Annotated in this window: 19 protein-coding genes; 8 read left to right on the forward strand and 11 right to left on the reverse strand. The window is 54.4% G+C overall.

Features of this window, described 5'->3' with window-relative positions:
* The first annotated feature begins 79 nt into the window (after positions 1-79).
* Complete coding sequence (locus THEAM_RS09590) at positions 80-337, forward strand: 4Fe-4S binding protein (protein ID WP_013537856.1); 258 nt, start codon at positions 80-82, stop codon at positions 335-337.
* A gap of 341 nt (positions 338-678) precedes the next feature.
* On the opposite strand, the gene THEAM_RS05545 is transcribed toward THEAM_RS09590, so the two are convergent.
* From THEAM_RS05545 to argS, 11 genes are read right to left on the reverse strand one after another with little or no spacing between them, the layout of a single operon-like run.
* On the reverse strand, positions 679-1,572 hold the full coding sequence (locus THEAM_RS05545; RefSeq protein ID WP_013537857.1) for a hypothetical protein: 894 nt from the start codon (positions 1,570-1,572) through the stop codon (positions 679-681).
* Positions 1,569-2,615, reverse strand: coding sequence for a uroporphyrinogen decarboxylase (gene hemE, locus THEAM_RS05550; RefSeq protein WP_013537858.1), 1,047 nt, complete (start codon positions 2,613-2,615; stop codon positions 1,569-1,571). The genes THEAM_RS05545 and hemE overlap by 4 nt, the downstream gene beginning before the upstream one ends.
* 33 nt (positions 2,616-2,648) lie before the next feature.
* Positions 2,649-3,428: an exodeoxyribonuclease III gene (gene xth / locus THEAM_RS05555; protein ID WP_013537859.1), complete on the reverse strand. Its 780-nt coding sequence runs from the start codon at positions 3,426-3,428 to the stop codon at positions 2,649-2,651.
* Entirely contained in the window at positions 3,425-4,054 is a 630-nt protein-coding gene (locus tag THEAM_RS05560; RefSeq protein WP_013537860.1) for a MotA/TolQ/ExbB proton channel family protein, read from the reverse strand. The genes xth and THEAM_RS05560 overlap by 4 nt, the downstream gene beginning before the upstream one ends.
* Entirely contained in the window at positions 4,041-4,841 is an 801-nt protein-coding gene (locus THEAM_RS05565) for a tRNA (adenine-N1)-methyltransferase (RefSeq protein ID WP_013537861.1), read from the reverse strand. The genes THEAM_RS05560 and THEAM_RS05565 overlap by 14 nt, the downstream gene beginning before the upstream one ends.
* Positions 4,828-5,886: a lytic transglycosylase domain-containing protein gene (locus tag THEAM_RS05570; protein WP_013537862.1), complete on the reverse strand. Its 1,059-nt coding sequence runs from the start codon at positions 5,884-5,886 to the stop codon at positions 4,828-4,830. The genes THEAM_RS05565 and THEAM_RS05570 overlap by 14 nt, the downstream gene beginning before the upstream one ends.
* On the reverse strand, positions 5,879-6,622 hold the full coding sequence (locus THEAM_RS05575; RefSeq protein ID WP_013537863.1) for a YebC/PmpR family DNA-binding transcriptional regulator: 744 nt from the start codon (positions 6,620-6,622) through the stop codon (positions 5,879-5,881). Before THEAM_RS05575 ends, THEAM_RS05570 begins: the two co-directional genes overlap by 8 nt.
* A gap of 48 nt (positions 6,623-6,670) precedes the next feature.
* Positions 6,671-7,078: a nickel-responsive transcriptional regulator NikR gene (gene nikR / locus THEAM_RS05580; protein ID WP_013537864.1), complete on the reverse strand. Its 408-nt coding sequence runs from the start codon at positions 7,076-7,078 to the stop codon at positions 6,671-6,673.
* Complete coding sequence (locus tag THEAM_RS05585) at positions 7,066-8,457, reverse strand: YchF/TatD family DNA exonuclease (RefSeq protein ID WP_013537865.1); 1,392 nt, start codon at positions 8,455-8,457, stop codon at positions 7,066-7,068. Before THEAM_RS05585 ends, nikR begins: the two co-directional genes overlap by 13 nt.
* A complete protein-coding gene (locus THEAM_RS05590; RefSeq protein ID WP_013537866.1) occupies positions 8,454-9,185 on the reverse strand; it encodes an SPOR domain-containing protein in 732 nt (243 codons plus the stop codon). Before THEAM_RS05590 ends, THEAM_RS05585 begins: the two co-directional genes overlap by 4 nt.
* Complete coding sequence (gene argS, locus THEAM_RS05595; RefSeq protein ID WP_013537867.1) at positions 9,185-10,828, reverse strand: arginine--tRNA ligase; 1,644 nt, start codon at positions 10,826-10,828, stop codon at positions 9,185-9,187. The genes THEAM_RS05590 and argS overlap by 1 nt, the downstream gene beginning before the upstream one ends.
* Before the next feature lie 61 nt (positions 10,829-10,889).
* Between argS and hypF the strand changes: the two genes are divergently transcribed.
* The 7 genes from hypF (at position 10,890) to THEAM_RS05630 (ending at position 19,306) form a co-directional block, all read left to right on the forward strand.
* Positions 10,890-13,133: a carbamoyltransferase HypF gene (gene hypF, locus THEAM_RS05600; protein WP_013537868.1), complete on the forward strand. Its 2,244-nt coding sequence runs from the start codon at positions 10,890-10,892 to the stop codon at positions 13,131-13,133.
* The gene (locus THEAM_RS05605) at positions 13,130-14,302 is read left to right on the forward strand and encodes a nickel-dependent hydrogenase large subunit (RefSeq protein WP_013537869.1); all 1,173 of its coding nucleotides are present in this window, start codon (positions 13,130-13,132) and stop codon (positions 14,300-14,302) included. The genes hypF and THEAM_RS05605 overlap by 4 nt, the downstream gene beginning before the upstream one ends.
* Before the next feature lie 10 nt (positions 14,303-14,312).
* Complete coding sequence (gene frhG, locus THEAM_RS05610) at positions 14,313-15,053, forward strand: coenzyme F420 hydrogenase subunit gamma (RefSeq protein ID WP_013537870.1); 741 nt, start codon at positions 14,313-14,315, stop codon at positions 15,051-15,053.
* A gap of 11 nt (positions 15,054-15,064) precedes the next feature.
* Positions 15,065-15,949, forward strand: coding sequence for a Coenzyme F420 hydrogenase/dehydrogenase, beta subunit C-terminal domain (locus tag THEAM_RS05615; RefSeq protein WP_013537871.1), 885 nt, complete (start codon positions 15,065-15,067; stop codon positions 15,947-15,949).
* Positions 15,949-16,242 carry an ArsR/SmtB family transcription factor gene (locus THEAM_RS05620; RefSeq protein ID WP_013537872.1) on the forward strand — a complete coding sequence of 98 codons (294 nt, stop codon included), beginning with the start codon at positions 15,949-15,951 and terminating at the stop codon, positions 16,240-16,242. The genes THEAM_RS05615 and THEAM_RS05620 overlap by 1 nt, the downstream gene beginning before the upstream one ends.
* Positions 16,243-16,453: 211 nt before the next feature.
* Positions 16,454-17,536, forward strand: coding sequence for a hydrogenase small subunit (locus tag THEAM_RS05625; protein ID WP_013537873.1), 1,083 nt, complete (start codon positions 16,454-16,456; stop codon positions 17,534-17,536).
* Positions 17,537-17,560: 24 nt separating this feature from the next.
* A complete protein-coding gene (locus THEAM_RS05630; protein ID WP_013537874.1) occupies positions 17,561-19,306 on the forward strand; it encodes a nickel-dependent hydrogenase large subunit in 1,746 nt (581 codons plus the stop codon).
* The last annotated feature ends 17 nt before the right edge of the window (positions 19,307-19,323 follow it).

A 19,323-nucleotide genomic window follows, 5' to 3' on the forward strand; every position in this document is an offset into this window, starting at 1 on the left:
CAAACCTATAGAAGGCAAGGTAGAAATAGATTGAAGTTTGGGTATAATTTAATACATCAAGTATAACGTAGGTTTAATCATGAAGGTTAAGTCCCTTGAACAGGTGAGGAACCAGGTAATCCTGAGCCAAGACGGCACCCCATTTGTGCCACAGTATCCCGGCGGTGTCAACTACTACAGGTGTACCGGCTGCGGAGAGTGTATAAAGGTCTGCCCCCAAGGGTGCATAGAGCTTCAGGAAGTAGAGGGGAAAAAGGTAGCGGTCCTCACGAATATAGAGCTGTGCATAGGGGACGGCTTCTGTAAAATCGTATGTCCCGAAGACGCCTTCCTCTGAGGCCTCAACTGCTCCTCCGGTTCGGAGGAGGTAGAGGTAAACGAGGAAGAGCTCCTGTGCGACGAGCACGGAAACTACGCCTACCTTACACTGGGGGGCATCCTGTATACCCCCAAGTACCTGGACTCAATAGACCACTCAAGGTGCCAAAACTGCGAGAAGTGTTTAGAGCTGTGTGAAACCAGGGGACTCAACGAGCTCGGCCAGGTTATCCCGGAGTTCCCCGAGGTCTGCTCCGGTTGCGGTCACTGTGGCAACATCTGCCCCGGAAAGAGCATAGTGGCAAAGCCGATTCCCCTGGAGGAGATGAAAAGGAGGGTAAGGGCAAGGAAAAGGTAAAACTACCCGCAAACCTTGCCCTTTACGTTTAACACCTTCATAAGCCGGTCTATCTGAGGTCTCTTCTTTGCAAACTGTTCCAGCTTCAGAAGGGAGACCGGAGGCTGAGGCCGAACAACCAGCTCAAAGCAGGAGGGGTTGGCTATAAAGTCAATCAGTGCGTAGCCGAGCCTCCTGGCAAACTCCGGGTTTGCAGAGAAGCTGCCCCGTAAGGTCTTTACAAGTTCTGCCTTAACCTCCTGAGGAGAGAGACCCTCCTGACGGGCGGTGTAGCCTATAAAGCGGTTGAAGAAACCGTAGTCCCTGTAGCGAAGGTCGAGGAGCTTCAACTTTACACGAACGAGGGCAGAGGAGTAGGGAACCCGCCTCTCAAGGAGCTTCTCGGTGTAGTCCCTCGAGATGTTGTCGAGCTTAACCTCGCCGGTGAAGGCGGCAAGTCCCTTTACAACAACGCCGCCGTTTACCGTCAGCTCTCTCCCATTAAAGGAGAAGCCGGCGGAGGTGTTCAGGTTCAAAAAGGGAGAAGAAAGGCCGGAAACGAGGGCGAGCTCTTTAACGAGGGGAAGGGAGGTGGGAACGTGAAGGCCGTAAACGGAGACCCTCGTAAAGGAGGGAACCCCCTTCTTCCTGAAATCGAAGGGCAGGTCTATAACGACCTTATCGACCGTAATGTAGTTGCCGGCAAAACCCACCTTAAGGTCTTTCAGAACAAGGTCGTTGCCCAAGAGCTTGTAGCTGAAGCTCCCGTAGGAAACCGGGTAGGGAAGCCTTTCAAGACGCCTGTTGAGCTTCTGGGCAATCTTGTAGGTTACGTAAGACTGCAGTGCGTAGTAACCGCTAACGCAGGCCGCAACAAAGAGGGAAATCACGAGTAAAACAGAGCCCCACCTCTTCACGTCCTGAGCTCCCTACTGAGTTTATGAACCGTTTCAACCAAGAAACGGGCCTTGGCAGGGTCTGTAGGCGGCAGTATTCCGTGGCCGAGGTTAAAAATGTGGCCCCGGGCCTTCAGGCCCTCAGTGAGGATTTTCTCGACTTTTTCGGTTATGGTCTTCTCATCTGCGAAGAGGGCAACGGGGTCGAGGTTCCCCTGAATGGACTTATCTATACGCTCAAGGGCAAAGGGAATCTCGGTTTTCCAGTCGAGCCCTATCACGTCAACGGGAAGCCTGTTGTTTACCTCGAGCAGGTGGGAGGCGTTTACGCCGAAGTGGATAATCGGAACGGAAGGGTGCCTCTCCTTAAGGGCTTTAACCACCTTTTCAGTGTAGGGAAAGACAAACCGCTCGTAGTCCTCCCTGGAGAGAACGCCCATCCAGGAGTCGAAAATCTGAACGAGGTCCACTCCCGCCTCTATCTGGGCGGAGAGGTACTCAACAACCGTGTCCACCAGCTTACCCATCAGCGTATCCCAGAGCTCGGGGCTGTTCCACATGGCGGATTTGGCGTTTATGTAGTTCTTGGAGCTTCCCCCTTCGAGCATGTAGGAGGCAAGGGTAAAAGGTGCTCCGGAGAAGCCTATGAGGGGCCTGTCGGTTAACCTCCTCTTTATCAGCTGAATCGTTTCGAGAACGTAGGGAAGGTCTTTCTCCGGCTCGGGCACCTTTAAACGCCTTGCATCGTCGGCGGTTTCAACCTTAGGGGAGAGAACGGGTCCCTTACCCTCAACGAACTTAACCTCTATTCCCATCTTCTCTACGGGAACGAGGATGTCGGAGAAGAGAATTGCGGCGTCTACGCCTATCTCCTCTATCGGTATAAGGGTAACCTCGGCGGCAAGCTCGGGGTTCCTGCACAGCTCCATGAAAGAGCCAGCCTTTGCCCTTATCCTCCTGTAACGCTCGGAGTAGCGGCCGGCCTGCCTCATTATCCAGATGGGGGTGTAGTCGGTCTTTTCTCCCCTTGCGGCCCGGAGAATGGGGTGGTCCTTTAAAGACATTGGAACCTCCTTAAGGTCAAGAGCTTCCGTCAATTATATCCGAAAGGCGGCAACTAAAGGAGCGTGGTCTGAAGGTAAAAGCCCGCCGAGTTTCCTTCGGGCCTCCCTCAAAACCCTACACTCCTGTGCCCTTTTAAGGAGGGGCTCGGTAACCAAGATGTAGTCGATTCTCAAACCTCTGTTGCGGGCAAAGCCGCCGGTCTCAATGTCCCACCAGGTGTAGCCCGGCTCGTCTGGGTGAAGCTCCCTGAAGAGGTCGAAGAGCCCGAAGGAGAGAAGCTCCTCGAAAGCCTGTCGCTCATCCTCCATAAAGCCGGGCCTCCCCCGCCAAACGGCAGGGTCGTAAACGTCGAGCTCCGAGCGGGCAACGTTAAAGTCGCCCACCACGGCAAGGGGTTCATCGGGAGAGAAGCTCTCCTGCAGAAACAGCTTCAGCTTAGTAAGGAAGTAGAGCTTAAAGGCGTGCCTTTCAGAGCCCTTTTCCCCGCCCCTGGGAACGTAAACGTTAACAATCGGGAAAGGCTCAAGCCAAACCGTAATCAACCTCTTCTCGTCGTCTTCGCCGTCGGGCCAGCCCTTTAAAACCCTCAAGGGCTCACCCTTGAAACAGAGGGCAACCCCGTTGTAGGCCTTCTGGCCGTGATAGACAACGCCGTAACCGAGCTCCTTAAAGACACCTTCCGGGAACAGCTCGTCGGGGACCTTCGTCTCCTGAAGGGCAAGGAAGTCCCAACGCTCCCTTTCAAGCCAGTAAGAAATGTAGCTAAGCCTTGCCCTAACGGAGTTAACGTTCCACGTTACGAGACTCCTCACTGCTTCTGCCTTCTTCCGAGGGCGTTGGCAAAGAAAACACCGGCCGCCTCAAGCTCGGCCGCTATTTTGTCGAGCTTCTTGTTGAACAGGTTGTACATAACAACCGCCGGAATGGCAACCACAAGGCCGAATATCGTAGTAAGAAGGGCCTCGGCAATACCTGCAGACAGCTGTTGAGGGTTCCCGATGGCACCGCCCCCGGCGGTTAAAACGCCGAATATCTTCACCATACCTATAACGGTTCCCAAAAGCCCCAAAAGGGGAGAAATCGCCGCAACGGTGGCAAGCAGGGCCATCCCCCTCTCAAGCTCCATCATCTTCTTGCGGGCGCTTACCTCAAAGGCCGAGAGGAAGGTCTCTCTTGTAGGGTTCAGGGCCACGTGCTTAAAGGTCTCGTGGACAACCTCGGTCAGCAGGTTCTTCCTGCGCTTACACAGCTCTACGGCATCTCCTAAAGAGCCCCTCCTTATAAAGTCCGCAAGGAGCTTAAAGTCCTCCTTCGGAATCAGCTTAGAAAGCCTTAAGGTTATGAGCTTCTGAATTATCACTGCAAGGGAGACAACCGAAAGGAAAAGCAGGATGTAGCCTACAATACCCGCCTCTGAGATGAACCTAAACGCTTCCACTCTTTTCCCCCTTTAACTTCCTGGCAAAGAGCAGGTAAGCCGTATGGGCCGGCATACGGTCCTCCGGCCGGAAACGCTCCGGAACGGTTTTGTACCTCCGGAGAAGTATCTCACAGACCTCAACATCTATAAAGGGTAGTTCTTTTAAACCTTTCAAGGTTTCTATCACCTGGTTGGCGGTGGGAAGCAGAACCCCCAACATCCTGCCGGGCTTCAAGGCGGCGTAGGCTCTATCGAGGTAAAGCCAAGGCTCCCTAACGTCTAAAAAGAGAGCGTCGGCCTCCTCTCTCTCGTCGAACCCCTCCTCTATATCCCTGAGCTTCACCTCAACCCTGTCGGCAAGACCGAACCTGCGGAGGTTCGAGAGGGCATTCTTAACGAACTCCTCCCTCCTCTCGTAACTGACAACTTTTCCCTCCGGGCCTACAAGCTGGGCAAAAACCGCCGTAAGAGCTCCACTGCCGATACCGCTCTCAACAACCAGGTCTCCCGGCTTTACGTCGAGCCTGAGGACTATGTAAGCGGCGTCTTTAGGGTAGATTATCTGGGTAAGCCTCCGGAGTTTGTACATTATGAACTCGTACAGGGTACACGGCAGAAGGTAGTAAACGTGGCCCAAGTGGGTTTTAACCTCGGAGCCGTAGGGAAGGCCCACCAACGACTCCAGCTCTATCTCTCCCTTTTCCGTATTGAACTTGCCCGAAGTAACGGCAAGGTTAACTATGTACTTTTTGTCCTTTTCGGGGTCGTATAGGATAACCGTATCTTCCGGCTTAACCGCGCTCATTGAACCTCTCTTCAGAGGGGAGTTTAACTATGAGAACCGTCCTTCCCCTGTAAACGTACTTGCCTCTTATTCTGTTTACCTCTTTAAGGAGCTTCAGGCTCACTCCGAACCGCCTTGCAAGAACCGAGAGCTTAACCGGACGCCTGGGCGTATAGGCGTAAACCTCCTGCCCCTTAAGGTACTTAACAAGGTGAGAGCTCCTAACAAACGAAAGGGGCAGGTAAACGCTGTAACCGGCGGGAACTATTCCCCTCCTGTACTGCCGGTTGTAGAGTCTCAACAGCTGGTAGGGCACCTTTAAGGTTCGGGAAAGGCTGTAAAGGGCCGTCCTCGTCGTTACCTTCACCTTCACGAGCCTGTCTTTAACGGGCCTTTCAAGGAGGCGGTGCTCCTTAACAACAGAGAGCAGGGCGTAGAACTTGGGCACGTAGTTGAGGGTTTCGTTGGGGAGCTTCGTAAGGTCCCAGAACTGGTCGGCCCCCAGCTTACGCAAACGCTCCTTTATGGTGCCCGGCCCAGCGTTATAGGCGGCAATTGCAAGGTCCCAACGGCCGAACATGGAGTGGAGCAGCTTCAGGTACCTGGCCGCGGCCCTCGTAGACTTCTCAACGTCGAACCGTTCGTCGATGAACCTGTTAACCCTTAAACCGAGCCGCCTTGCAGTGTAGGGCATTAACTGCCAAAGGCCCGCAGCTCCGGCCTTTGAAACGGCGGCAGGGTTGCCGTTACTCTCAATAATCGCAAGGAGGGCAAGGTCGGGAGGGAGTCCCTCTTCCCTAAAAATCTTTGAGACCATAGGGTAGAAAACCTTGAAGGCATCGACCTTGGCGTAGAGCCTGAGCCTGTTTGAACGCTTTCTGTAGTAGGCCCTCCAGAACTGAAAGGAGGGCTGGTCCCAGGGAATGTTGAAGAAGATATCCCCTACCGGCTTCGAGCGTGAAACGTAGGGGAGGAGGAGGGAGGCCTCTGTGTGAACGGCCGTTTGAAGCTCTCCCCCCAAAGCTACCCCCGGCAACAGGAGCAGGGGTAGAAGCCTTTTAAGCATTATTCATAACCTCTTCCGGCATGTCGAAGTTGGAGTAAACCTCCTGAACGTCGTCGAGGTCTTCAAGGGCCATGAGCAGCTTCAGAACCTTTTGGGCAGTTTCACCCTCAACCCTTGTGGTTGTGGTCGGAATGAGGTCGAGCTTTGCCTCCTCAACCTCTATACCCGCATCGAGAAGCCCCTTCCTAACAGCCTCAAGCTCGGTAGGCTGGGTGTAGATAACGAACTTATCGTCCTCCCTGACAACGTCGTCGGCGCCGGCATCGATTGCGGCGAGCATAACGGTCTCCTCGTCGAACTTATCGGCGGGAACGGTAATAACTCCCTTCCTCTCAAACATCCAGGAAACGCATCCGGAGGTTCCCAGGTTGCCCCCGTGCTTAGAGAAGGCGTGGCGCACCTCGGAGGCCGTTCTGTTCCTGTTATCGGTAAGGCACTTAACGATGATTGCGACTCCGCCGGGACCATAACCCTCGTAGGTTACCTCTTCGTACGCTTCACCTGCAATCTCGCCGGTTCCCCTCTTAATGGCCCTTTCAATATTCTCCTTGGGCATGTTGAACTTACGGGCCCTCTCAATTGCTGCCCTAAGCCTCGGGTTGGTCTCGGGGTCTCCGCCCCCTTCACGGGCGGCAACGGTAATCTCACGGGCGAGTTTGGTGTAGATTTTGCCCCTCTTTGCGTCCTGAGCGGCTTTTCTATGGCGAATATTGGCCCATTTGGAGTGGCCTGCCACCTTTCACCTCCGATAACTTTGGTTTGCAGTTAATATAGGGTCCGTTTACTACGGCTCAACGCCTGTGAAAACGAGCTTGCCGTGCTTAACCCCCTTCAGAGAGAGAATTTTACCAGCAAGCTCTTTAAGGTCTTTAACCTTTCCCTTCACCGCAAGGGTCTCAAGGCAGTGGTGGTGGTCTATGTGAACGTGCATGGTGGCTATGATGTTCTCGAGGTAGCCGTGCTGAATCTCTGTTATCCTCTCTGCCAGCTCCCTCTGGTGGTGGTCGTAAACGAGGGTGAGGGTGCCGAAGGCGAAGTCCTCCTCCCTCAGGTCCTCCTCTATCAGGGCGGCCCTAATCAGGTCCCTTACGGCTTCGGAGCGGCTGACGTACCCTCTCTCCTTTATGAACTGGTCGAACTTCTCAAGGAGCTTCTCGTCTATAGAGACGGCGAATCTCACTACTCTTCCCATGGTTTAAACCTCTTAAACGGACGAATTCTCCACTCCACCCCGAGCTCGGAGGCGAGCCTTTTGAAGGACTCGGCGTCAAAGCCGGGATAGGCTACGGCGGTAACCGTAACTTTAAAGCCCTTCTCCTTGGCGTCTTTTATGAACTTCAGGGCAGACTCCCAGCTACCCGGGCCGAACCGGGGGCGAACAACCCTGTAGTACTCCTCGGGAGAGGAGGCGTTCAGGCTTACGCTGAAAGAGTCAACTAAACCTTTAAGCTGGTCCAGAACCGTTTCATCGCCCGTTATCAGGTAGCCGAGGCCGCAGGTATCGACCCTTACGGGGGTATCCTTGGAGAACTTCTTTATCCACTGGGCCACCTTCTTGAGGGCCTCAAACCTCTCAAAAGGTTCACCGTAGCCGCAGAAGACGATTTCGGAATAAACTCCCGGGTTCTTAATCCGGTACATGTACTCTTCCGGTATAGGCTCCCGGGAGAGGTTGAGGTTGTAGCCCAGTATGTAGTCTTCAACGCCGCGGAAGCAGAACCGACAGCTGCACGGACACTTCCCGGTGAGGTTCACGTAGAGCCTGTCTCCTACCTGGTAAACGAGCCTCTCCTTAGACTCCTCGGCAGTTAAGGGCAGGCCGAAAAGGCGTTTGGCGTTAACCGTTGTGATTCTGTCTACATCGGTAAAGTTCAGTCCGAGAACGTCGGCGATAACCTTGGCGGTGTAGGCAACGTAGGTGGGTTTGTTCCTCCTGCCCCTTACGGGTTGAGGCGCAAGGTAGGGGCAGTCGGTCTCAACAAGGAGCCTCGAGGAGGGAACGTACTTTAAAGTCTCCCTAAGAGCCGAGTTCTTCGGGTAGGTAACTATCCCGGAGTATGAGATGTAGAGGCCGGCATCGAGGGCCGCCTCGAGGAGCTCTTTCTCCCCGCTGAAGCAGTGGACAACGCCTCTAACGCCGTTAAAGTTCTCTCTTATGAAGGAGGCCATCTCGGAGGCGGCGTTCCTCGTGTGGATTACAACCGGGAGGTTCAGCTCCTTTGCCGCTTCAACCTGCATCTTAAAAATCTCGTACTGTTTGGCCTTGGAAGAGAGGTTCCTGTAAAAGTCCAGCCCCATTTCCCCAAGGGCAACCACCCTCGGACTCGAACGGGCAAGCTCTACAAACCTGTTGTAGTCGGCTTCGCTGTAGCGCTCGGCCTCGTGGGGGTGAATGCCCACGGTAGCGTAGATGTTCTTGGAGCTCTCTGCAAGTTTTATGGCCTTTTTGCTGTCTTCAAGGTCGCAACCGACTGTGATAACGGCGTCGAGCTTCTCCTCACACTCTTTTACAACCTCTTCCCTGTCGGGGTCAAACTGGGGGAAGTGGAGGTGTGCGTGGGTATCTATCACTGTTTCCTCCACCTGAGAATGGATGTGTAGCCTTCCCTTTTAAGCTCCTTCTGAACAGCAACCGCCCTGTGCCAGGAGGAAAACTCTCCCACCACAACTTTGTAAACTCTGCCTGCACGCTCAAGACGGGCGGAAAAGCCCTTGGTTTGAAGCTCTTTTACGAGTTTCTCGGCGTTCTTCTCGTTTCTAAAGACGCCAACCTGCAGGTAGTAAACCTTCTGAGGTTTTTTGGCCTCGGCTCCGGCTTTCCCGGAAGGCCGGTGAACCTGAGGAGCCTCGGAGGCAGCTTTAACGCTATGCCGGGCCTTGGGCTCGGCAGAGGCGACCTTTTCAGCCCTTTTCTCTGCACCCTCTTTCCCGTTAGCGCCAGAGGCAGGCACACCGGAGGCCGTTTTCTCGGAGGCCTTTTTGGTTGTATTTTCGGCTACAGCAGAAGGTTTCTCGGGTTTCTTAGGTTTTTCGGGCTTCACCTGGGAGCCCGTTTGGGAGGTGGAGTTCATCCCCACTATCCCCTCTACAACTTTGCTCTCTATGGGCGTTTGAGGCCTTGAAACCGGGTTTATCTGGGCCAGGGTTTTAATGAGCTGCTTTTTCTCGGCCTCACACTTCTTCCTCTCCTGCTGAACCCCGGCCTCCTTACCCACGTAGTAGCCCACTGAGTAGGAGAGGGTCAGGAGAATAACCGTAGCTACGCCTAAGAGAGCCTGAATCTTCCTCCCTCCTTCCATCACATCCTCCTCGGTGCAGAAACGTTGAGTATGGCAAGGCCAGTTGCCACCGTTTTCCTCACGGCCTCAACAAGGTAGAGCCTGGCCCTTGTAAGCTGCGGATTGTCCTCGTTTATAACTTTGTGCTTGTTGTAGAACCTGTGAAGCGTAGATGCAAGCTCTATGAGGTAGTAGGTGAGCCTGTGGGGTTCCCTCTTCTGGGCGGCCTGCTGAAGCTCGTACTTAAGCTGGTAACACCCGGTTATGAGCTTCCTCTCCTCGTCGGAGCTGAGCAGGTCGAGGTTCTCCTTGGAGGGGAGGAATCCCCTCTCCTTCGCCTTATCGAGAACGCTGCACAGCCTTGCGTGGGCGTACTGAACGTAGTAAACGGGGTTGTCGCTGCTTGTAGAGACGGCAAGGTCCAGGTCGAAGTCGAGGGGGGTGTCGTGGCGCTTAAGGAGGAAGAAGAAGCGAACCGGGTCAACGCCCACCTGCTCCATAAGCCACCTCAGGGGAACAAAGTCCCCTTTACGCTTAGACATCTTAACCTCTTTGCCGCCTTTAAAGAGCTTCACCATCTGAATGAGCACAACCTCCAGCCACCCTTCGGGGGCACCGAGGGCCTTGAGGGCCGCCTCTACCCGCGGAATGTAGCCGTGGTGGTCGGCACCCCAAACGTCTACGGCCCTGTCGTAGCCCCTCTTAAGCTTGTCGTAGTGGTAAGCTATGTCGGCGGCAAAGTAGGTGTATTCGCCTGTTGAACGCTTCACCACACGGTCTTTATCGTCTCCGAAGAGGGTGGTTTTTAGCCAGAGGGCACCGTCCTTCTCGTAGAGAAGGCCCTTCTCCTCGAGGAGCTTCAGCACCTCTTCAATCTTCCCCGAGTCGTGCAAACTCTTCTCGCTGAACCAGTTGTCAAACTCAACCCTCAGTTTCTTTAAGTCGGCCTCTATCTCCTTAAGAAGCTCCTCCTTCCCGAACTGGGCGGCAACCTCTACGGCCTCCTCTTCCGGAAGGTCGAGAAGGTCGGGACGCACCTCCTCAAGGAGCTTCTTGGCAAGTTCAACTATGTAGTCGCCCCTGTAGGCGTCTTCGGGGAGCTCAACGTTCTCCCCTTTAAGCTGCTTGGCCCTTAAGTAGATAGAAAGACCCAGAAGCCTTATCTGCCTGCCGGCATCGTTAATGTAGAACTCCCTCTCGGGAACGTAGCCGGTAAGCCTCATAATACGGTAGAGAACATCGCCCACAACGGCTCCCCTGCCGTGACCAACGTGCAAGGGGCCGGTAGGGTTTGCAGAAACGTACTCCAGGAGGACCTTCTCTCCTCCGCCTACGTCGGAAACGTAAAAGTCGGTCTCAACAACCTGAACCAGCAAGTTCTCGTAGGCCTTCTGACTTAAGAAGAAGTTGATAAACCCTCCTCCGGCAACTTCAACCTTCTCAAACTCTTCAACCCCGGAGAGCTTGGCTGCAAGCTCCTGGGCTACAACCCTCGGGTTCTGGCGCACAACCTTTGCAAGCAGAAAGGCGACGTTTGTCGCAAAGTCCCCGAACTCACTCTTCTTCGGCTTCTCTACGGTAGCCCTCTCGGCCACAGCAGCGGCGTCGTCTCCGTATACCGAAGTTACGGCCTCTAAAATCCTCTCTCTAACCAGCTCCTTCATGCCGACTCCAGGTAGAGTAAACTTTTGGGCTAATTATATTAAGGTTTCAGCAGGAGGCTCCATGAGGTTAAAACTCTTCATAACAGGTGCCGTTCAGGGCGTCGGCTTCAGGCCCTTCATCTATAGGCTGGCAACCCAGATGGGCCTAAAAGGGTTCGTCTTAAACAGCGAAACGGGCGTTGTAATAGAGGTTGAAGGGGAGGAGGGGAAGCTCCGCAGCTTCATAGAACGGATAAAGCAGGAAAAGCCACCGGCGGCCAGAATCTACAGTATGGAGTTTAAGTTCCTGCCGGAGGTTGGTTATAGAGAGTTTCAGATAAAGAAGAGCCAAAAAAGCGGCGAAGTCCAGGTGGCGGTACTCCCCGACCTTGCCACCTGCCCCGACTGCCTCAGGGAGCTCTTTAACCCGCAAGACAGACGCTACCGCTATCCCTTTATAAACTGCACCAACTGCGGCCCCAGGTTCACAATCATCCTATCCCTCCCCTACGACAGGGAAAACACAACCATGAGAGAGTTCAAAATGTGTCCCGAGTGCCTAAAAGAGTACAGAGACCCGAAGAACAGGAGGTTCCACGCCCAGCCCAACGCCTGCCCCGCGTGCGGCCCCAAGGTGTGGCTGGTAGACGAAACCGGGCAAACCGTTGCAGAGGAAGACGAAGCGGTAAAAGAGGTCTGCAGGTGGATAACTCAGGGGAAGATAGTGGCCGTTAAAGGGCTCGGGGGATTTCACCTGATTTGCGACGCAACGAACGAAAAGGCCGTTAGAGAGCTTCGCCGGCGGAAAAACCGTGAAGAAAAACCCTTTGCCGTTATGTTCAAAGATTTAAACCAGCTGAAAGAGCACGCTTACCTGAGCCCGCTGGAGGAGATAGCCGTAACGGGCGTTGAGTCGCCGATAGTGATTCTCAGGAAGAAGAAGGGTTCTACCTTGGCCCCTTCGGTCTCTCCCGACACCGAAACGGTGGGGGCCTTCCTCCCGTACACTCCCCTCCACCACCTTATATGCAGAGAGGTAAACAGACCCTTGGTTGCAACGAGCTGCAACATCACAGATGAGCCCATAATGAAGGAGAACAGCGAGGCAATCGAAGCGCTGGGCAGCCTGCTCGACGGAGCCCTGTGCCACAACAGACCGATTGCCAGAAGGTGCGACGACTCGGTTGTGAGGGTGATAGGAGATAGAGTAGTTCCCATAAGGCGCTCAAGGGGCTACGCCCCTTTGCCGGTTCTGCTGCCGTTTAAGCTCAAGAGGGAGGTGCTTGCCATAGGGCCCCACATGAAGGTAACGGTGGCGGTGGGAAAGGGGAACAGAGTTTTCATCTCGCAACACGTGGGGGACACAGACAACCTGAAGGCCGAAGAGTTTCTGAAGGAGACGGTGGCCGATATGTTGAAGCTCTTTGAGTGTGAGCCCGAAGTGGTGGTGTGTGACCACCACCCCGGGTACTTCTCGACAAAACTGGCAAAAGAGCTCTTTAAAGACAGGGTGAAACAGATTTACCACCACCACGCCCACGCCGTCTCTGTTATGGCCGAAAACGAAGTGCCCCTTAACGAAGAGATTGTTGCAGTTACCTTCGACGGCACCGGCCTGGGGCCCGACGGAACCGTATGGGGCGGAGAGGTTCTGAAAGCCGGATACACCGAGTTCGAAAGGCTGTTTCACCTCAAACAGTTCAAGCTCCCCGGAGGGGACAAAGCTGTAAAGGAGCCCTTCCGGTGCGCTGTTTCCCTGCTCTTAGAGCTGGGGGTAGAGCCCGGCGCATGGCTCAAGGGGCTCGAAAGGGAAGTAAGCCTTGTTAAACAGATGGTAGAGAAGGGAATAAACTCACCCACAACGAGCAGTATGGGGAGGCTCTTCGACGGAGTTGCCGCACTGCTCGGGATAAAACTGAAAGTCTCCTACCAGGCCCAGGGAGCCATCCTCCTCGAAGAGGCGGCCTCGGGATTCCACACCCAAGAGCACTACCCGGTAGTTTTAAGAGAGGGGGTTATAGACTGGAGCGAAATGGTAGAAGCACTACTAAAAGACATAGAAAAAGGCGTAAGCGTTAACGAGGCTGCAGCCAAGTTCCACAACTGGGTGGTTGAGTCAACTGTTGAGGCCGTAAAGGAAGCCCTCTCGGCAGTTAACTGCCGAAAAGTAGGGCTCTCGGGCGGCGTTTTTCAGAACAGAATACTGACCGAGAAACTGAGCAGAAGGCTGAGAGAGGAGGGGATAACCGTTCTCACACACCAGATAGTTCCTCCGAACGACGGGGGAATCTGTCTCGGTCAGGCGGTTTACGGAGGTTTGGCGTGAGAAAGGTCGTTAAACTGGAAGGTATCCCCCTTACCGAAGGACACTCCGGACTCTTCTTAGAAGTTGAAAACGGAACCGTTAAAAGGGGCTTTTACTACGCCCTCGTTCCCGTTCGGGGCTTTGAAACCCTCCTCGTGGGAAAGGATGCAACGGTAGCCCCCGTTTTAACCAGCAGAATCTGCGGCCTGTGCCAGGTAACCCACTCCATTGCGGCCGCAAGGGCCGTAGAGGCGGCGTGCAACATAGAGGTTCCGCCGAAGGCAGAGCTACTGCGGGAGCTTCTGGGCCTTGCCGTCAGGGTTTACAACAACCTGCTCCACCAGATAGTCGTTTCAGAAGACCTCTTCCCCCAAAAGGACGAGCAGCTCGCCTTCATAAGACAGGTTCAGCGCATAAGGAAGGTGGCCGGAGAGCTCTTGGAGTCTATAGGAGGGGAGATTATTCACTCCCCAAATGTTAAGGTGGGGGGAGTGGCCGAAGCGATTGAACCGAGACTCCAGGAGAAGCTACTGAAAACGGTAGAGGCCACCCTGCCGCTGCTGAGAGATAGCCTCGAGTCGTTCAAGGAGGGTCTCAACTCCCTGTGGAAGAGGGAAGGGTTACCCGAAGAGCTCGGCAAACACTCTCTCCCCTTTTTCGCAACCGACCGGTTCTACGGTAAACCCGTAGACTTCAACCGTTTTCAGTTTAAAATGCCCCAAGAACTACTCCCCGGAGAGCTTAAAAGGCGGGCGACCAACCTCTTCCCATTCCCCAACGGCAGGGCCGTTGAAACAGGACCGAGGGCAAGGAAAGTGCTCTTTGAAGGCTACAAACCTAAAGGGGGAGTAAAGGAGCTTCACCTCTTAAGGGCCCTCGAGAACCTGGAGGCCTTCAAGAGAATAGAGGAGATACTATCTGAACACTCCTTCAACCGCGAACTCCTCAACCGCACCGCCCCCTCGTCGGACGGTGAGAGGCTGGGAATAGGCGTTCACGAGGCTCCCAGGGGGACGAACATCCACGCCGTTAAAGTAGATAAATCTGGAAAAATCATATATTATAAAATTGTAGTGCCTACGGAGATAAACTTCTCCGCAATTGCGGAAGCGCTAAAGGGGGCACCGGCAAAGGCGGCAGAGTTCATCGTAAGGGCCTACGACCCCTGTATTGTGTGTGCCGCCCACTAACGGAGAAGCCATGTTCTACAGAGACAGCCGACTCTTTGAAGAGGACGACTTCAAGCTGAAAGTCGGTTTCTTCCACTTCTCGAGCTGTAGCGGCTGCCAGGTGGCCTTCCTGGATATGTTCGAAGAGGCCGTTGAGATTCTCGACACGGTAGAGCTGGCCTACTCCAACATGCTCACAAAGAGAAAAGAGGTACCTCACCTCGACGTTGCCTTCGTTGAAGGAGCGGTTTGCATAGAGGACAGAAACCACGCCAGGCTCGTCAGGGAGCTCTCGGAGAAGGCGAAGCTCATTGTAGCGGTAGGCGGGTGTGCCTCCTTCGGAGGGGTAAGGCGCTTTTCAAGGGGAAACCAGTTTCCCCAACCCACCCACCAGTCGTTCGTCCCGATTACGGAAGTGGAACTCCTCAGGGGTAAAATCAAGTACGCCATACCGGGCTGCCCCCCGAACCCGTCGCTGCTCTACAGCTTCTTCCTGGCGCTCCTTGAAGTCAACGAAGATTTCCTCACACCCTTTGAATTCATGGCCCACTCCCACAACGCCTGCGGCTTCGACCTCATATCGGAGGTGGTAAACAAAGGGTTCTGTGTAGGGTGTGGGACCTGCTCAACCGCCTGCCCCGCAAGGGCTATATCGACCGACCTCGAAAGCGGAAAACCCAACTTTACGCCGGAAATCTGTGTTCACTGTGGCTCCTGCCTGGCCGCGTGTCCTCAGAGCTTCAAACCCTACCCCCAACCCACCTACACCTAAGGAGAGGGAGAATGCTCAACCTTAACAGAGAGTTCCTCATAGGAGAGTTCAAAAGGGCGTTTAAGGTAGAGTCCCGGGAAGGAACGCCCCTTGAGAGGCTCTTCAAGCTGATGTTTAAGTCCCGAATGATAGACGGCCTTCTAACGGCCAACCGGGAGGGAACCCCTATTCTGGCAAAAGACGAAAAAGAGGTAGAGATAAACAGGCTCAACAGGTTCTTCGGGGTTAACAAACTGCTGAAAACGGCAATACAGAAACACCGGCTAAACAAGCTTGCAATCTTCGGCCCCTCCTGCCTAATCGACGGCCTGAACAAGGCCCAGTACTTCGGTATAGGGTGCAACTGGGCGAAAACAGCCGTGGCGCTGAAAGTGGGCCTCCTGTGCCTCGGGAGCACAACCAAGGAGGCGGCCGAGGCCGAAATGCTCGAAATCACAGGCAGAAGGCTCACACCGGTTAAGAGCTACATAGACGGAGGCAAACTGATAACCGAAACGGCAGAGGGAGAGGAGGTAGAGTTAGAGCCCGCCGTCCACCACTACTACTCCAATACCGCCTGTAGATACTGCCTCAACCTGTGTGCCAAGGGGAGCGACCTCACCTACGTTCCCCTTAAAGGGGAGAAGGAGGCCCTGTTCATAGTGAGGAGCGAGAGGGGGTGGAGGACCCTTGCCCAGGTTCAACAGAAGTTCCCCGGGGAGCTACTGTTTAAACCGGAAAACGGAGAGCTTGATAGAATTTCCGCTCTCCTAAAAGAGAAAATGCTCCACAACGTTGCAGAAATCATAGAGCGGGTAGAGCTCGGGCTTCCCGTTCCCAAGTGGAGCGACAACAAACTGCGGAAGTTCTACAGGGCGTGGAACTCCGTAGAAAACAGAGAAGAGGAGGTGTTCTAATGGTAGAGCTGTACCAGGTAGAGAGGGAAGAGCTCCTCTCGAAGGCGGAGCTACTGAAAGTTCTCGGTCACCCCGAGAGGCTGGCAATCGTTCTGCTGACGATGGACGGAGAGAGGTGTGTGAAGGAGCTGGTTGAAGCCCTTGGAATATCACAGCCCAAAGTTTCACAACACGTGGGGCTGATGAAAGAGCTGGGAATACTTACATTCCGGAAGGAAGGAACGAAGGTCCTCTACAGAGTAAACGACAGAAAGGTAAGGGAAATCGTTGAAGTTCTCTTCGGAGAGGAGTAACCTTCCCGGGGGACTCCCTCCCTCCTCCGAATCCTCACCCTTCCATACAATAAAGTTTTCCTTATATTAGAAGTATTCATCAGTTATTTGGTAAATTCTAAAAAAAGAAAATTAGCATGTCGTTGACATCCGATTATCCATTCTTTAAAATGAATCATAGAACAGTGCCTCAATGCTTATTGAGCAGTGAAACTACTCTTAGGAGGGAACCATGAACAGAAGCCTCTTCTTGGGGGGAATTCCCAGAACCATGTCCCGTAGGGGTTTCCTCAGAGCCTGCGCCATAGCAACAGCGGCCATGGGACTGCCGATGGAGATGGTTCCGAAAGTGGCCGAGGCCGCATCGGACCCTAAACGCCCGAGCGTTGTTTGGCTCCAGTTCCAGGAGTGTACAGGGTGCTCCGAGTCCCTGCTCAGGGCTTCACACCCCGACATTGCAACCCTTATCCTGGACCTCATATCCCTGGACTACCACGAAACGCTGATGGCCGCCGCCGGAGAGCAGGCCGAGCAGAACCTGGACAACGCCATCAAGAGAGGTAACTACATCCTCGTTGTAGAGGGAGGAATCCCCCTCAAAGACGGCGGAATCTACTGTAAAATCGCCGGCAAAACGGCGGTAGAAATCGTTAAGGAAGCGGCAGAGAAGGCACTTGCAATCATCACAATCGGAACCTGTTCCTCCTTCGGAGGAATCCAGGCCGCAAACCCCAACCCCACAGGCGCCGTTGGCGTAAGCGAAATCATCAAGGACAAGCCCATAGTTAAAGTGCCGGGATGTCCGCCCAACCCCCACAACTTCCTTGCAACGGTTCTCTACTTCCTGACCTTCAAGAAGTTACCGCCTACAGACGTTCACGGCAGACCTCTGTTTGCATACGGCAGGAAGATTCACGACCACTGTGAGCGTAGGCCCCACTTCGATGAAGGCCGCTACGTTGAGCAGTTTGGAGACGTGGGCCACAGGCTCGGATACTGTCTTTATAAAGTTGGATGTAAGGGCCCCGAAACCTACTCCAACTGCCCTGTTATCCGCTTCAACGATGTAGAGGTGTGGCCCGTATCGGTAGGAAACGGCTGTTACGGCTGTACAGAGCCCCACTTCTGGGACACTATGACTCCGTTCCACAAGAGGCTGCCTAACGTTAAGATTCCGGGAGCCGGCAAAGGTATTCAGGCAAGCGCTACAGAGGTTGGTAAGGTGGCTCTCGGCGTTACAGCAGCTGCCCTTGCAATTCACGCAGGCGTTGGCGTAGCAAAGCGCCTTGCAACAGGTTCCAAGTCTGAAGAATAAAAACCCACATGGGGAGGTTAAACAATGGCGAACAGAGTAGTAGTAGACCCGATTACGAGGATTGAGGGTCACTTAAGGATAGAGGTTGTTCCCGAGAACGGATACATTAAGGACGCTTACTCCTCTTCCCAGATGTGGAGGGGAATCGAGGTAATCCTCCAGGGAAGGGACCCCGACGACGCGTGGATGTTTGCCCAGAGGATTTGCGGCGTTTGTACAACCGTCCACGCCATAGCTTCCGTAAGGTCGGTTGAGAACGCCCTCAACCTTGAGGTTCCCTACAACGCCCAAATGGTAAGGAACATCATAATCGCCGCCCACGCGCTCCACGACCACATCGTCCACTTCTACCACCTTTCCGCCCTCGACTGGGTAGACGTTGTGTCTGCACTCAAGGCAGACCCCCACAAGGCGGCCAAAATCGCCGAAAGCTACCAGAACTGGAGGTTAAACGGTGCCTCCGTGTTCAAGGCGGTTCAGGATAAGCTCAAGAAGTTTGTAGACAGCGGTCAGCTCGGTCCCTTTGCAAACGGCTACTGGGGCCACCCGGCAATGAAGCTTCCCCCCGAGGTTAACCTCATAGCCGTTACCCACTACCTCCAGGCTCTCGATTTCCAGAGGAAGGCCGACCAGGCCATTGCAATCTTAGGCGGTAAGAACCCCCACATTCAGAACCTTGCAGTAGGCGGCGTTTCTACGGCAATCAACCCCAACAACGAAGCCACACTGAACATGGAGAGGCTCTACTACATTAAGCAGCTCCTTGAAGAGGTTAGGGACTTCGTCCACAACTGCTACCTGCCCGATGTTATCGCAATCTCCGCCTTCTACAAGGAGTGGCTCCAGTACGGAAGGGGCGTAGACAACTACCTTGCAGTGCCCGACCTTCCCCAGGACCCGAAAGGGGAAACTTTCGATATGCCCGGCGGAACCATCTTCGGCGGCGACCTCTCTACGGTTAAACCCATCAAGAGGTTTGGCGACGAGTACTTCGTTAAGAACGTTGTTGAGAACATCACCCACGCCTGGTACAAGGGCGACTGGACACGCCATCCGTGGGACGAGGAGACCGTTCCGGACTACACGGGTATGCCCGGCGGCTACGTTGACCCCAACGGTAAGTACTCCTGGACCAAGGCTCCCAGGTTCAGGAAGGGAGACACTTACGTTCCCATGCAGGTGGGACCGCTCGCTCAGGTTCTCGTTGGCTACGCACAGGGACACAAGCTCATTAAGAAGTACACCGACGACGCCCTCGACCTGCTCAGGACCGTTCTTACAACCATCGGAGAGAGCGCAGACGGCGTTGACATTAACGCCCTTCAGTCCACTCCCGGTAGGCACATTGCAAGGGCAATCAGGGCTAAGGTTCTCTCCGACCTTGCACTGAAGCAGTGGGAGCAGCTCGTTGACAACATCGGCCGCGGAGACCTCGAGATTTACAACCCGCCCAGCTACCCCAAGGGAGAGATTAAGGGCTGCGGCTTCCACGAGGCTCCGAGGGGAACCCTCTCCCACTGGACGGTAATCGAAAACGGAAAGATTAAGAACTACCAGGCGGTAGTGCCCTCTACCTGGAACTCCTCCCCCAGGGACGACAAGGGACAGAGGGGACCGTACGAGGCTTCTCTGATAGGGAACCCGCTGGCAATTCCCGAGAAGCCCCTTGAGGTTCTGAGAACGGTTCACTCCTTCGACCCGTGTATAGCCTGCGCCGTTCACATGGTAGACCCCGAGGGTAACGAGATTACAACCGTGAAGGTTCTGTAGGGAGGGGCTTCCCTCCC

Source organism: Thermovibrio ammonificans HB-1 (genome assembly GCF_000185805.1).
Lineage (GTDB): Bacteria > Aquificota > Aquificia > Desulfurobacteriales > Desulfurobacteriaceae > Thermovibrio > Thermovibrio ammonificans.